Source organism: Yersinia sp. 2541 StPb PI, assembly GCF_052217145.1.
In the GTDB taxonomy this organism is placed as follows: Bacteria; Pseudomonadota; Gammaproteobacteria; order Enterobacterales; family Enterobacteriaceae; genus Yersinia; species Yersinia enterocolitica_E.
On the sequence record NZ_JAZGQB010000001.1, the window covers coordinates 117,846 to 133,912 of the forward strand.

The following is a 16,067-nucleotide window of genomic DNA, read 5'->3' on the forward strand; positions in this document are numbered from 1 at the left end:
GGGTATACTCAGACAGCATCGACGAGTCGCCATATCACCATGGCACCCTCTTATATTATTCAGTTGGCATTGGCGGAGAGCGAGTTTGCAGGTAAGGCGTTCATTAACGATTAAACAAATGGCGGCAGTGGCAGTTGTGGCACTGGTGACCATCTGTATTTTTATCGTCCTTCAGTTGTTCCACTTTGTGCAGCAGCGCAAAGATGACTACGCCAAGCAGTTGGAGAGCATTGCATATTCGGTTCGCCAACCGTTGTCAGAAGCCATACTAAGTGTCGATGTCCCACAAGCCAAAAAAATCCTCAATAGCTTGTTACCGATTGGTATTCTCAGCCGCGCTGAAGTGATATTACCGAATCAGATTCAGGTATTACATGCTAACTTCCCCACAGAACGGCCTGTTCCACGCTGGGCTAAGCGTATTTTTTCCCTGCCAGTACAGATAACAATACCGCTGTATGCACTGGAGCGGGTATCCGCAAATCCGCAGCCACTGGCACATTTAGTGTTGCGAGCCGACTCATTTCGTATGTATCAGTTCATTCTCAGTGCATTGTCGGCCATGCTATCGACCTATTTGTTACTGGCATTGGTACTTTCGGTCTCTATCGCCTGGTGTATTAATCGCCTGATTATTCATCCATTGCGGGCGATGGCCAAAGAGCTGGAAAAGATTGGTCAGCAAGGTGTGCTTAACCACCAACTGTCCTTACCTGCCCACCATCAGGATGATGAATTAGGCGTACTGGTACACAATTACAACCGTAACCAGCAACTATTAGCCGAAGCTTATACGGATATGACCCGTATAAATACCCGTTTCCCGGTGACTGAACTCCCCAACCGCCCGTTGTTTATGGCTCTACTTGAGCAGGAAATTGCAGCTGGCATGCATGCTGAGAAATTCCACCTGTTAGTCATTGGCATTGAAACATTGCAAGAAGTGTCCGGCGTAATGAGTGAAGAGCAGCACCGGCAGCTCTTGCTGACTATGGCACAGCAACTTGAACAATGCATTGATGAAAACAGCTTGCTGGCGCAACTGAGTAAAACTGAGTTTGCAGTACTTGCCAGAGGGATCAGCCGCCCGTTCCCGGCGATGCAGTTGGCGCGGCGGATTATGCTGCAAATTACTCAACCCTTAGTCTTTGGCAATATGCAACTGCGGCCCAGCGCCAGTATTGGGATTACTGATTACCAATACCAAGATGAAACAGCCGAGTCTCTGATGGGCAATGCCAGCACTGCGATGATGGCCGCTCACCATCAGGGGCGAAACCAGATTATCGTGTTTGAGCCGCATTTGACTGAGAAAACGCAAAAGCGACTGACTCAGGAGCATGACATTTTACAGGCAATTGAAAATCACGACTTCAGGCTGTTTTTACAACCCCAATGGAATATGCAAGATCAGCGGGTTATCGGTGCAGAAGCGTTGTTACGCTGGCCCCAACCGGATGGCAGTTATCGTTCCCCTTCAGAGTTTGTCCCCGGAGCGGAAGAGGGGGGCGTGATGATGCCACTAGGTAACTGGGTACTGGAAGAGGCATGCCGCATTCTGGCTGACTGGAAAGCACAAGGGATTACCCTATCTTTGGCAGTAAATATTTCGGGTTTGCAGGTGCAGAGTGATCAGTTTTTACCGCATCTGAAAACCATCATCGATCAGTATCAAATCGACCCGCGCCAATTATTACTGGAAATAACCGAAACCGCCCGTATTCAGAATCTGGATGAAGCTCTCGGGCTACTGCGCGAATTACAAGGGCTAGGTTTGTCGATCGCTTTGGATGATTTTGGTATGGGATATTCAAGTCTTCAATATCTCAATCATCTGAAAGGCCTACCAATCAGCATGATTAAGCTCGATAAATGCTTTGTGGAGCACCTGCCAGAAGATGATGTAATGGCGCGAATAATCGCCACTATCTCAGAAGTATTAAAGCTGCGAGTGATGGCCGAAGGTGTCGAGACCGATGAGCAACGTCAATGGTTGCTAAACCACGGCATTTACTGCGGGCAGGGTTTTTTGTTTTCGGAGCCGTTACCGCGAGAGGTGTTTGAGGCGCGCTACATCCTTCGTCCTTGACGCCGCAGCGTTGTTAGCTGCACTCGTATACTCGGCCCATCCTTGGGCCTCGCCTCGTTGAGGCCGCTGCAAGCAGCGTTCAAATCTGCTCCCGGCAGATTCGTCACCCGAATCACTGACTTGAGTCAGCTCATCCTACGGGCTAGCATAAATGCTGTCCAAATAGATTCCCGACCAATTTGCCGTTTGCTGGCTGCCTGGCCGTTATTCCATTTCAGGGGTATTGCGTTGAAGCCAGCGGTAAGTTTATCACTACTGGCTATGTGCAAATTACCAAAAGATGGGCCTTGTATTTTTATAAAAAAAAGCATGATGTTAGTTTGTATTTATCGAGAATTAAGTTAAATGAATGTAGGATAAATGTACTAACACAGGCAAATAAAAAATAAAATTCCCACTCCGTTGTAGGAATTTTATTTTTTATTTGTAGGCTAAAATACCGGGTATTTGGGATTGTTTACCCCCCAAAATGGAAATGGATTATTTTATTCTTTAAAATAAAAACATAATAATCTGCTAAAATGATCTTAATCCACATTAACGATTACTTTTCTATATGTAGACGATCTAAAAATCTTCGGAAAAGACAGTATTCGGTATAATATACTGCAAAACAATATTGCTTTCAGACCATTGATCTGCAATATCGGTGTTTACTAGATGAATCGATCACGTATACTTTAATCCATAGCAAGTGAGCACAGCGACAAGGATGTTTCAGGTTTCTAAGTCGCTTAATATACAGCACGGACATTGTGAATATTAGAAACCCGCTTTACTCCCGCTCTTAAAAGATATTTAAAATATCGTTTTCGCTACCTAGTATATATATTGAGCTTCGACATTTATTGGATGGTTGAAAAAACTCATTACTGGTCTTATTGCCCAGCAGCGATAAATAAATATCTAATGGATTCTTGTGGAATAACCACCACCAAATTAACACAACAGTACTGAGTTATTTAACTCATACATCTATTATTAATTGGAAATATAAATGAAAAAGTTAGCTATTATTGCCTCAATCGTTGCTGCATTCGCGGGTGTTAACGCTGCTCAAGCCGCTTCTACCGGTACCATCACCTTTAACGGTGAACTGACAGCGTCTACTTGTGACGTATCCGTCGACGGCCAGGGTGCAGACGCAACCGTGGTACTGCCAACTGTCGGTACCAACCAGTTGACTTCTGCTAACCAGGTTGCTGGTAGCACAGGCTTTAACATGGCGCTGAGCGACTGTGCTGGCACCCTGAAAACAGTTTCTGCTTTCTTTGAAGCAGGCCCAAGTGTCGATGTGGTTACCGGTCACCTGAAAAATGTAAGCGGTACTGCCGGTCAGGTTAGCCTGGAACTGCTGGACGCGTCTAACGCCATGACGCCAATTAAAGCCGGTAACAGCAACCAGACGACCAGCACGACTTATATTGATGCTTCTACGGGTTCTGCTTCACTGCCGTATGCGGTTCAATATTATGCTGATGGCGCAACCACTGCCGGTACAGTTATCAGCAACGTGGTTTACTCTATCCAGTACAAATAAGTATTAACAAGTAAAACGTAAATTTTAAAGGGCAGATATCTGCCCTTTTTGACGATAAGCACTAAAATTAAAGCATGCACACATTCATTAAGTGTCGAGGTTGTTATGAACAGCACTAACCGTCTTTTATTAACTGTATTTTCAGCCTTGTTCTTGATTCTATTTGTCGGACGCTCTGTTCAGGCCAGTGTGGTTATTACCGGCACCCGGGTAATTTATCCGGAAAAACAAAAAGAAGTGACGGTAAAGGTTAATAACACCGGCACCGGCCCGGTGGTATTACAAAGCTGGATTGACAATGGGGATGTGAATGCCCGCCCGGAAACCTTGAAAGTGCCTTTTGTGCTTACGCCTCCAATCAATCGCGTCGAGCCAAATAAAAGCCAGACATTACGCATCAGTTATACCGGAGCCTCTTTACCCACAGATAAAGAATCGGTGTTTTGGTTGAACGTATTGGAAATTCCCGCGAAAGTGGATTCGGGTAGCAGTCAGAATTATTTGCAGATGGCGTACCGCTCCCGTATTAAATTGTTTTTCCGTCCCGCAGGGTTAGTGGGTAATGCGAATGATGCTGCACAATCTTTAGTCTGGACCAACGTCCCTGGCGGACTTAAAGCCACCAATCCGACACCGTTTCATGTTTCTTTGGTCACGGTGGGGATAACGGGCAGTAAAACAGCGCCGGTTGAAGGCCAAATGATTAGCCCTAATAATTCGCTGACCTTTTCGTTACCGGGAAATACCGCCGGCAATAACGTTGATTTTGAATTTGTTAATGATTATGGCGCACTCAATAAACTGAGTCAGCCCATTAAACCTTAATTTAATTTATATACAGCAGTTATACACAGCGTCCGCTGGTTATCTCGTGGGGGCGGAATACGTCTGTACACTACGGAATAATTGAATAATGAAACACCCTGCAATGCCTTTTTCAGCAGAACGGCGTACCCGCAATGTTGGTTTAACACCCGTTGCGGCGGCGGTTATTACCGTTTTTTTGTCACCAACTGTTTTTGCTGTTGATAGCATTGGAAAAACAGAGAGTACTGTATCACTTGAGCCTAATAAACCTCAGGCGGTGGAGTTTGACAGTATTTACTTAAATACCGAACACGGTGGTTCCGGCATTGATTTAAGCCGCTTCTCGAAAGGGGGCAGCGTGCTACCCGGCACTTACCGGGCTGACATTTATTTAAACAATACCCTGATTGGCAATGAGAATGTGGAATTTAAGGCCCGCGACGATAAAAGTGTCCATGCCTGCTTATCCTCGTCGGTCATTGCCAGTCTTAATCTCAAGACAGAAGCCTTACCGCCTGAATCACTGGCCCCGCTGAAAGAAGAGGACGGCTGTGTTGATCTGGCGTCGCTGATCCCCGATGCCCAGGTGGCTTTTGACAGCGGCGAACAACGGCTGGATATCGCTATTCCCCAGGCATTGTTACTCCGTACCGCCCGTGGCACCGTCAACCCCGCGTTGTGGGACAGCGGCGTGACATCAGGGATGTTGGGCTATTCACTCAATGGCTACAGCTCCTCCGCCAACGGACAGACATTTAACTCGGCTTTTGCCGGGATTAACACCGGGGTAAACCTCGGCTCATGGTATTTCCGTCATAACGGCTCGTATAACTGGCAAGAAGACGGTGACAGCAAATACACCAGTATTAACAGTTATGTGCAGCGGGATGTCCCGGCTGCGCTGGGCCGGGTGTTGCTGGGACAATCCAATACCACCGGGCAGTTATTCGATACCGTGCCTTTCACTGGAGCACAATTCAGCACCGATGACCGCATGTTGCCAGAGTCCCTGCGTGGCTATGCGCCGGAAGTGCGCGGGATTGCCCGCACCAATGCGCTGGTGACCGTGCGCCAGAGTGGTCAGGTATTGTATGAAACCACGGTTTCGCCGGGCGAATTTATCATTGATGACCTCTATCCGACCGGTTACGGCGGCAATCTGGATGTCACGGTGCGTGAAGCCGACGGCAGCACACAGAATTTCCAGGTGCCGTTTGCGGCAGTGGCGCAATTGCTGCGCCCCGGTTCGCAGCGCTACAGCCTGACGGTGGGTAAAGTGCGCAATGATTCGCTCTCCTTTACCCCGGGTCTTTATCAGGGAACCTATCAGCGTGGTCTGAACAACAGCATTACCGGTTATACCGGGGCGCAGGCCAGTGAAGACTACTATGCCGTGCAGGTCGGGACTGCGTTCAGTACCCCGATTGGGGCGGTGGCGGTCGACGTGACCCAGGCCAATACCCGCCTGCGTAACGGCAATGAAAGTGGCCAAAGCTATCAGGTCAGTTACAGCAAGGTGATTGCTGAAACCAACAGTAACCTGAGTGTGGCGGCGCACCGCTTTTCGACTCAGGGCTATCTCGATTTCGCCACGGCGATGCAAACCCTTGATGCCGAACGTCAGGGCTATGACGCCAACAGTATCTACCGGGCAAAAAACCGCTTAACCGTGACCGCCAATCAGGGATTACCGGACGGCTGGGGCCAGATGTATATCAGTGGTTCTTTGCAGGATTACTGGAATAAAGGTGGCAGTGACCAGCAGTATCAGGTGGGTTACAGCAACAACTATAAAAGCATGACCTACGGCGTCAGCGTGAATCGCAGCCGCTCCGGGTTTGGCGAGATGCAAAATACTTATCTGGTCAGTATGAGTTTCCCGTTGGGGCGTAATGACCAGCAGAACGTGCCGCAAATGCGACTGGAAATGAACCGCAATGGTCAGGGCAACTGGGGCGAACAGGCATCGGTTTCAGGCAGTGCTGGCGAGCAAAGCCAGTTCAGTTATGGGGCAACCGCCATGAACAGCAACGGCGGGTCGGGGGCCAGTGGCAGTGTCAATGGTCAGTACCGCGGTTCTAAAGCCACCAGTATGGCGTCTTACGGTGGCGGTCGCGACTATCAGAGTGGCTCGGTCGGCATTTCAGGCAGCATGATTGCCCACCCCGGCGGCGTGACATTAACGCCGTACAGCAGTGAGACCTTTGCGGTGGTGGAAGCTAAGGGCGCTGAAGGGGCCGAAGTGTCCGGTTACTCCGGCGTGAAAATTGATTCACGGGGTTATGCCGTGGTGCCGTATCTGAGTGCCTATCAGATGAATGAGATAACCATCGATCCGAAGGGGACCTCTTATGACGTGGAGCTGGAATCCACCAGTCAGAAAGTGGCGCCGAATGCCGGTGCGGTGGTGATGGTGAAATATAAAAGTACCAAGGGCTATCCGATATTGGTGAATGCCACCCAGTCAGATGGCGAGCCGGTGCCGTTTGGCGCACAAGTGTTAGACACCAAAGGTCAGGTAGTGGGTTCTGTCGGTCAGGGTGGTCAGATTTATGCGCGGGTGAGCGAGGAGCGTGGCCGTTTGCAAGTCAGTTGGGGTGAAGGTACCGGCCAGCAATGTTACCTGAACTACATTCTGCCGCCGCAATTAGCCAACGGTAAAGCCACTGCGATGATGCGGTTTACCTCGACCTGTGTGCCCCAAGGACAAGTCAGTGAGCATCGAGCCATCACAAACTGAGAAGAACGGCATACAGAACTAAAGGGGGAATAACCTGTGCGTAAAGTATATTTAAATCAATTTTGTGTTCTGTCGATGACCGCCAAAATAGTGAACGTAATGCGTAGTTGTGCCAAAGGTGAACGAATGAAAAAAATAATACAAAGTATCGCCGGGCTTGTTTTACTCATGATGACCAGCCATAGCGTTTGGGCTGAGGTGGTTTGTGCGCCGCTGAATGGGGCCCCCCGCACGGATACGGTGCAACTCACTCCTCCGGCGATTTCAGCCGGTGCAGATATTCCAGTCGGAACGGTGATTTATCAGGGGCGCTGGAATAGTGGATCCACTGGCCTTAGCGTGATGAAATGCACATCCCCAGTAGATACCACTATGTGGCTCAATATTGCATGGGGGATTGAGCAAGCCCCTTTGCCACTGGCTAATTGGACGGGTAGCCCCTTTAGCGGTGCGGTATATCAGACCAATATTCCGGGTGTCGGGATTGCCATATCCCGGAACAACAACGCTGATGCAGCTATTTTGGGCCAGGCTAACTATCAATTCCCTGCCGATGTACAAAGTCCGGTAGCGGGTGGGTCTTATGAACCTTTCCTGAATGGCAGAACCGTCTATGTCTCATTGATCAAAATCGGCACGATTACACCTGGAAATTATAGTCTTGATGCGTCAACACTGCCGTCTGCCAGTATCTCTATTGTTAACCCACTGACTCACTCTGCAACAACAGGGCTTCCGGTCAAAGCTAATGTGATCAAGTTTCAGGGGCAGTTAACGGTCTCTGCCCAGACCTGCACGACACCGAATGTGAATGTGAATATGGGGAGTTATGAGAAACGGCAATACTTTACGGCTATTGGTGCCACAACGCCGTGGGTAGATGCCTCGATTACCTTGACAAATTGCCCTACTTTTTATGGCTTCTATAATGCGAACAATAGCACGCTGATGTTTGATTACAGCACCGGCACGGGTGCTGTAGCAACGTCAACCAGTAACAGTATTGGTGTGCGATTAACACCCACTAGCAATGTTATTGATTCGACAAGTGGAGTGATGGCTATCGATTCAACAGTATCAGGAGCCGCATCGGGTGTAGGCATACAAATCGGTTGGGGTGTGAGCAACCAGACGCCAACACTCTTTAACTTTGCCGCAGAACAAACGTTAACGCTGCCAAAAGATGGCAGTTCTACGATACGCGTTCCACTGGTGGCTCGTTATATTCAAACAGAAGCGAACCCCATGCCAGGTAAAGCGAATGGTAAAGCCGTATTCTTGATCAATTACTATTAACTAAATTGTTGTATCAAATTTAATTAAATTAATAACATGGCCTTTATGGGAGGCGAGGTGCCGCTGAAGATAAAGCGGCACCGTTGCAACGTTGGTTTTGGTGCTTACCAAAAAACGGGTTGAGGTAACCGGTGGTATTGGCCATTCGCTGGCTGCTCCTCTTGGTCTACAGATTGTGCTGGTGTAATCACTGCAATATGGCTAGATATCAGAACTTTCATCTATGCAGGAAATATCAAGATATTATCTTTTCTTATATTAATTAACCTTAATTTTTAATAAGAAATATCCGTCATACCTTGGTTCGGCGTGTATATCCACTAATCCTTTGCCCACAAGAAAATAGCAAATATCATCTGTAGTGTAAAAGTGATTAAAACTATCAATAATACCCATATGAAAATATTGGACTAGGATGTATTTGCCTTATATTCGCTTGTACCTACAATATTATTGCCTACCACGTCAAGACTATTTATCCCTCACATTATCCTCTTTAAAATAGCGACAATCCCTTGCTATGCCTACGTTGCAGCAGAATTATTACAGACGAGAGACATTGGTTAAAACTATTTACTTTGAACCATGTCACATAAATGGATATTGGTTTTATTAATTTCAAACTATCGGTCATGGATCTCGGAACTTAATATCAAAATAAATAGAATTATGTTTCATAAATGTCTTTTGTATTTATCATAATAATACTTATCTTTATTAAAATAAGGGAAATTGGAATGAAATTTAAATTACTATCTCTGGCAATGGCATCACTTATCAGCACTAGCGCAATGGCGGTAACTATTGACTATCGTCATGAAATGCAAGATCAAAGTGGTAACACCCACAAAGATCGTTTATTAATGTCACATCGTTTTGCAAATGGCTTCGGTTTGTCACTGGAAGGCAAGTGGAAAGGAGCTCAGGACAAAGATAAAGCATTTAATGAAACAGTCAGCAATGGTACTGAAGTCGTTGCCAGCTATGTATACAAAATTGATAATACATTTTCTATTGAACCAGGTTTCTCATTAGATTCAAGCTCCACAGCCAATAGTTATCGTCCTTACCTGCGAGGTAAGGCTAATATCGTTGACGACCTCTCTGTTTCCTTCCGTTATCGTCCTTATTACAAACGCACCAGCGCCAATATTAATACGCCAAAAGATACATCTGAAAATGGCTATAATCTGACGAGCGTGGTTAGCTATAAATTCTTTAAAGATTACCAATTAGACTATGAGCTGGACTACAAACAAGCCAATAAAGCTGGGGTTATACTGGCAAATAACGAGAACTACGATTGGAGCCATGATTTTAAATTGACTTACAAGTGGGATAAAAACTGGTCTCCTTATATGGCAGTGGGTAACGTTGCTGGCAGCAAAAATACCAACGAACGTCAAACCCGTTATCGCGTTGGGGTGAAATACAGCTTCTGATCCATTATTGAAATAATCAGATTCTGACCTCAGGGGGTCACACCTCACATAACGATTTTTGACAGGTAGCAAGTAATGAAAAAAAGAGCGTTATTCTTGAGTATGGCAGCGCTGGCAACGCTGTATATACCCGCTGGACAGGCAGCGGATACCGATCGTCTCACTGTCGTGAAACAGTATGTCGATAACGTGTTAAGCAAAGCTTCAGATACTTACCACGGCGATAAGCCCAGCCCGTTATTGGCGGATGGTGTTGACCCCCGTACTGGCCAACAAATGGAATGGATATTCCCCGATGGCCGTCGGGCTGTGTTATCAAACTTCTCAGCACAACAAAATCTGATGCGTGTCATGAGCGGCCTGAGCCAGCTTACTCAGGACGCCCGTTACCAAAAACGCGCTGAAGATATCGTTCGTTATCATTTCCAAAATTATCAGGACCCGAGCGGCTTACTCTATTGGGGCGGCCATCGCTTTGTCGATTTGAAAACGCTGCAACCAGAAGGGCCGAGTGAAAAAGAGATGGTGCATGAACTGAAAAATGCCTATCCCTACTATGACCTGATGTTCAGTGTTGATAGTGATGCCACTGCCCGGTTCATTCGTGGTTTCTGGAACGCCCATGTTTATGACTGGCGTATTCTCGAAACCAGCCGCCACGGCGAATATGGCAAACCAATGGGGAAATTATGGGAAAGTAAATTCGAGCAACAGGCCCCCTTCTTTGCAACCAAAGGGCTTAGCTTCCTCAATGCAGGTAATGATCTGATTTATTCCGCCTCTCTGCTTTATAAACATCAGCAGGAGCCAGAGGCATTAGTGTGGGCTAAGCGTTTGGCCTCGCAGTATGTATTGCCACGTGATGCGAAAACCGGTCTTGGTGTTTATCAGTTTACCCAAGCTCTTAAACGGGAAGAGCCAACAGATGACGCAGATACCCACTCCAAGTTCGGTGACCGCGCCCAGCGTCAGTTTGGCCCAGAGTTTGGCCCGGCAGCATTGGAAGGCAACATGATGCTCAAAGGGCGCACCAGCACGCTTTATTCTGAAAATGCGCTGATGCAACTGCAACTGGGTAAAGATCTGGGCAATCAAGGGCAGGATTTATTGAAATGGACCGTGGATGGCCTAAAAGCATTCGCGCAATATGCTTATAACGATAAGGACAACACCTTCCGCCCAATGATTGCTGATGGGCAGGACTTATCCAATTATACACTGCCGCGTGATGGCTATTACGGCAAAAAAGGCACCGTACTCAAGCCGTACAAAGCGGGCAACGAATTCCTGATTTCATATGCCCGTGCTTATGCCATTGATAATGATCCACTGTTGTGGAAAGTGGCTCGCGGTATTGCAAACGATCAGGGGCTGGGTGATCTCGGCACAGCACCGGGTAAAGAGGTGAAGATCAAGTTGGATACCACCAACAGCGATCCTTACGCATTGTTTGCTTTGTTGGATCTCTACCATGCCAGTCAGGTGGCGGAGTATCGGTTATTAGCAGAGAAAATCGGCGATAACATCGTTAAAACCCGCTATATCGATGGTTTCTTTATGGCTTCACCGGATCGTCAATATGCAGATATAGATGCCATTGAGCCTTACGCTTTATTGGCGCTAGAGGCTTCACTACGCAATAAACCACAGGCAGTAGCCCCTTTCCTGAATGGTGCTGGTTTTACTGAAGGTGCTTACCGAATGGACGACGGTTCAGCCCGGATCTCAACCCGTGATAATGAACTGTTCTTGCTCAATGTGGGTGAGAAGCTGCAACCGAACGGCCGTAAATAGTCCCGACAGCGGCCCGTGCTGGGGCCGCTGTTGGTAAAGTGCCGGGCAGTGGCTTCCCAGGGTTGCTTGTCCCGGCGCTTTCCTCTCGGGTTTCTGTGTCGTGATAAAAAGGATAGGTTGATGAAAAAACAGGTTTTAGCCACTCTGGTGTTAGGTTCGTTGTTCTGCGCATCGGGTTATGCCGCGCAGATTGTTGCTGTCACTGCATCGGGTTATGACAGTGAGAAAGGCCATGTTCCGGCGAATATTGCCGACGGCGATGTAAAAACGCGTTGGGCAGCATCGGGAGATAGCTGGATTCAACTGGAATTGGATAAAGCGCAATCCATTGAAAATATTCTCGTGGTTCCATTTAAACCCACCGAACGCAAGCTGAAGTTCTCCATCGCCTATTCCAGTGATGGGAAGAGTTGGCAGCCGCTGGCGCAAGGGCTGGAAACCTCTACGGCGAACAAAAGCGGTGAGAAGCTGACTTTTACACCGGTGACAGCCAAATATATCAAGCTGGACACTTTTGGCACAGATATCAATAAGTGGAGTGCCATTAACGAAGTCGCCATTAACAGTGCTGCCACCGCGCCCACCCGGGCAATTAAATAAGCTTACTGGAAATGGCTAACTCGCCCCCTTGACCAATCATCCTTAAAGGGGGCTATTGCTGCAATACATCGGCTGTTCACGTCGTTCAAAAACCTTCTTTTTCCCCGACACACCATCCCGATTATTTATCTCATTTCTACCCCTTCTGCGGACTAATCATTTTGGTTAATTGTCTGGTTGATCTGTCTGTTTTTCCGTTGTTGCTCTCGCTTGAAGCGTTTCAGTTCTTAATTTCGTGTTAAGGGTGCAATCCAGTGCAACTAATAATTTCCATATTGTTATGAGGGTGTTATTTTCCGCGCAAGCACGGATAAAAAAGAAGTGTCACTCAATCATCACAAAGAGTTAAGCGACAGGCTGCCGTGTATTTACCCAAAAGGACATAGTCATGAAAGTTTCAATATTTAAAAGTCTTTATTTTCAGGTGTTAACGGCGATTACCTTGGGCGTATTGTTAGGGCACTTTTACCCTGACCTCGGCGCTCAGATGAAACCTCTGGGTGATGGATTTGTTAAACTAATTAAAATGATTATCGCACCCGTGATTTTCTGTACCGTGGTTACCGGTATTGCGGGCATGGAAAGTATGAAGGCCGTTGGCCGTACCGGTGCGATTGCACTGCTCTATTTTGAAATTGTCAGCACCATTGCACTATTGATTGGGCTGGTGATTGTTAACGTGGTGCAACCCGGTGCCGGTATGAATATCGACCCGGCAACTTTGGATGCCAAAGCAGTTGCACTTTATGCCGAACAAGCCTCGCAACAAGGGATTGTGCCATTCTTGCTGGATATCATCCCAGGCAGTGTGGTGGGCGCGTTTGCCAGCGGTAATATTCTGCAAGTATTGATGTTTGCTGTTCTGTTCGGTTTTGCCCTGCACCGTTTGGGTGAAAAAGGTCAGCTCATCTTTAATGTTATCGAGAGTTTCTCCCGCGTTATCTTCGGTATCATCAATATGATTATGCGCCTGGCGCCGATTGGTGCTTTCGGTGCGATGGCCTTTACTATCGGTAAGTATGGTGTCGGCAGCTTGGTGCAACTGGGGCAGTTGATTATTTGCTTCTACGCGACCTGTATTCTGTTTGTGGTGGTGGTGCTGGGGTCAATTGCGAGATTCAATGGCTTTAACATCTTCAAATTTATCCGCTATATAAGAGAAGAACTGCTGATCGTATTGGGGACGTCATCTTCTGAGTCCGTGCTCCCGCGCATGCTCGATAAGATGGAGAAAGCAGGGTGTAAGAAATCGGTGGTGGGGTTGGTTATCCCGACCGGTTACTCCTTTAATCTGGACGGCACCTCTATCTACCTGACCATGGCGGCAGTGTTTATTGCGCAGGCGACCAACACCCATATGGATGTTATTCATCAGGTCACATTACTTGTAGTACTGCTGCTCTCCTCAAAAGGTGCGGCCGGTGTGACAGGCAGTGGCTTTATTGTGTTGGCGGCGACCATCTCTGCGGTTGGGCATTTACCACTGGCCGGGTTGGCGCTGATTCTGGGTATCGATCGCTTTATGTCCGAAGCTCGCGCCCTGACTAACCTGATAGGTAACGGTGTGGCAACTATTGTGGTTGCCAAATGGTGTAAACAACTGGATAACGACCAGTTGCAGGCGGTGTTATCAAACAAAACACCACCTAACAGTGAGATAAAAAACGGTCTTTCTTCTTCGTAGCATCAAGTGCGAAAGATATAACCAAGATTCAGTCGATTAGTACGACCAAATCACTACCGGTGGCTTGCTGTCACCGGTAGCACCTCTGCACTATAATCGCGAAAATAATGCCCCGCGATCCATTTTCTGGTGTTAAATACCCTTTAGCTACTATTTTTTACTCTGTTGAGTGACATCGGCAAAAGCATGCGGTCTAACAGAATGGTACACTGCCACCTCCGGTTTTCACGGTGGCGTTGACCGTTGATTTTTCGCCTAATAATGACGGCAGAGCGATCAGTTTGTGATGGCTGGACTGGGGTTATTAAAGCTGGATTGGTTTATGCATGTCTTTATGGCTGCCATATCGATGGCGCTGACAAGTTAAACATGGGCTGTTCGGGTGAAAACACGACTGGCTGGTGTAAATTTGTATCGTTTTAAAATTGGATAGTTTATTAAGTAGGGGTTCACATGCAGGGCACCAGAATTCGTCTCATAGTTGGTGGATTATTGTTGGCTGCCGCCAGCAGTAATGTGCAGGCTGAAGCACTACAACCCGATCCTGCTTGGCAGCAGGGGAAGTTAGAAAACGGGTTCTCATGGCAGTTGCTGGCTACGCCGCAACGCCCAAGCGATCGGATCGAGTTACGTCTGGTTGTTAATACTGGCTCATTATCTGAAAGCGCACAGCAAGTTGGCTTTGCCCATCTGCTACCACGCCTGGCATTAATGAGTAGCGCGAGTTTTACTCCCGCCCAACTTCAGTCGCTGTGGCAACAAGGGGTCGATAACGAGCGCCCGTTGCCACCGGCCATTACATCTTATGATTTCACGTTATACAGCTTAAGTTTGCCCAATAACCGCCCCGACCTGATGAAGGAAGCGCTGGCCTGGTTATCTGATACCAGTGGCAAGCTGGCTGTAAATGAACAAACCGTTAATGCAGCACTGAATGGTGCCACCGATCCTATTGCCACTTTCCCGCAAAATATTCAGGAACCTTGGTGGCGTTATCGGCTTAAAGGTTCTTCTTTGATTGGGCATGATCCGGGTCAACCTGTGGCGAAGCCGGTCGATGTCGAAAAGCTAAAACAGTTTTATGAACAGTGGTACACCCCGGATGCGATGACGTTGTACGTGGTCGGAAACGTGGATAGCCGCAGCATTGCCGCCCAAATTGGTAAAGCGTTCTCTGAGCTGAAAGGGAAACGCGCGACACCTGCACCGATTGCGATGTTAGCGCCATTGCCGCCAGAGCCGGTAAGCCTTATTAATGAACAAGCGGCACAAGATACGCTATCGCTGATGTGGGATACCCCATGGCATCCTATTCAGGATTCCATCGCATTGAGCCGCTACTGGCGCAGTGATTTGGCGCGCGAGGCACTGTTCTGGCATATCCAGCAAGTGTTGGATAAAAGTGATCAGAAGAACCTGAAGCTGGGCTTTGATTGCCGGGTGCAATATCAGCGTGCGCAATGTGCTATCCACTTGAATACGCCGGCTGAAAACCTGACGCCAGGGATGAGTTTTGTCGCCCGTGAACTGGCTAGCTTGCGCGCTAATGGCCTGAGTCAGGCTGAGTTTGATGCGTTGATGGCGCAGAAAAATGATCAGCTAAGTAAGTTGTTTGCAACCTATGCCCGGACTGATACCGACATTTTGATGAGCCAACGTTTGCGTTCACAGCAAAGTGGCGTAGTGGATATCGCCCCGGAACAGTACCAGAAGTTGCGCCAGGCATTCTTGTCGGGTTTGACGCTGGCTGAGCTTAATCAGGAATTGAAACAGCAGTTATCGCAAGATACCACGTTGATTCTGACGCAGCCGAAAGGCGAGCCAGAAGTGAATGTGAAGGCATTACAGGCGGCGTATAACGCAATTATGACACCCCATACGGTGGTGCCAGAGGATGCCACGCCAACAGTAGCGGCAGCGGAAGCAGCACCACCAACACCGACCACTGCGCAGTAATCAAAAAAGCCCGGGCGGTATGTGCCGGGCTTGTCGTTAATGAAATGAATTCATGACGATATGAAGCAGCAGAGGCGGACCGTAGCGACGTCAGTCACCGGCCGCCTGAACCTGTTGGC

General features: G+C 47.9%; 10 protein-coding genes. All 10 read left to right on the top strand.

The genetic code is table 11. The annotated features are described in order from the left end of the window. Positions 1–85: 85 nt before the first annotated feature. The 10 genes from hmsP (at position 86) to V1953_RS00510 (ending at position 15,948) form a co-directional block, all read left to right on the top strand. Positions 86–2,089 (top strand): biofilm formation regulator HmsP, encoded by a 2,004-nt coding sequence (gene hmsP, locus V1953_RS00465; protein ID WP_227746572.1) that lies wholly within the window; start codon positions 86–88, stop codon positions 2,087–2,089. A gap of 997 nt (positions 2,090–3,086) precedes the next feature. Then, complete coding sequence (locus V1953_RS00470) at positions 3,087–3,629, top strand: fimbrial protein (RefSeq protein ID WP_083161376.1); 543 nt, start codon at positions 3,087–3,089, stop codon at positions 3,627–3,629. Positions 3,630–3,734: 105 nt separating this feature from the next. Then, on the top strand, positions 3,735–4,454 hold the full coding sequence (locus V1953_RS00475) for a fimbrial biogenesis chaperone (protein ID WP_442850552.1): 720 nt from the start codon (positions 3,735–3,737) through the stop codon (positions 4,452–4,454). 88 nt (positions 4,455–4,542) lie between these two features. Beyond that, complete coding sequence (locus V1953_RS00480) at positions 4,543–7,176, top strand: fimbria/pilus outer membrane usher protein (RefSeq protein WP_442850553.1); 2,634 nt, start codon at positions 4,543–4,545, stop codon at positions 7,174–7,176. 126 nt (positions 7,177–7,302) lie between these two features. Then, the gene (locus tag V1953_RS00485; protein ID WP_442850554.1) at positions 7,303–8,472 is read left to right on the top strand and encodes a fimbrial protein; all 1,170 of its coding nucleotides are present in this window, start codon (positions 7,303–7,305) and stop codon (positions 8,470–8,472) included. A 737-nt stretch (positions 8,473–9,209) separates the two neighbouring features. Further along, the gene (locus tag V1953_RS00490; RefSeq protein ID WP_083161368.1) at positions 9,210–9,914 is read left to right on the top strand and encodes an oligogalacturonate-specific porin KdgM family protein; all 705 of its coding nucleotides are present in this window, start codon (positions 9,210–9,212) and stop codon (positions 9,912–9,914) included. A 75-nt stretch (positions 9,915–9,989) separates the two neighbouring features. Next, positions 9,990–11,708, top strand: coding sequence for a pectate lyase (locus tag V1953_RS00495; protein WP_420073287.1), 1,719 nt, complete (start codon positions 9,990–9,992; stop codon positions 11,706–11,708). A gap of 120 nt (positions 11,709–11,828) precedes the next feature. After that, on the top strand, positions 11,829–12,308 hold the full coding sequence (locus tag V1953_RS00500) for a discoidin domain-containing protein (protein ID WP_372568467.1): 480 nt from the start codon (positions 11,829–11,831) through the stop codon (positions 12,306–12,308). 388 nt (positions 12,309–12,696) lie between these two features. Then, the gene (locus V1953_RS00505; protein WP_372560264.1) at positions 12,697–13,992 is read left to right on the top strand and encodes a dicarboxylate/amino acid:cation symporter; all 1,296 of its coding nucleotides are present in this window, start codon (positions 12,697–12,699) and stop codon (positions 13,990–13,992) included. 453 nt (positions 13,993–14,445) lie between these two features. Further along, a complete protein-coding gene (locus tag V1953_RS00510) occupies positions 14,446–15,948 on the top strand; it encodes a M16 family metallopeptidase (RefSeq protein ID WP_083161360.1) in 1,503 nt (500 codons plus the stop codon). Positions 15,949–16,067: the final 119 nt, after the last annotated feature.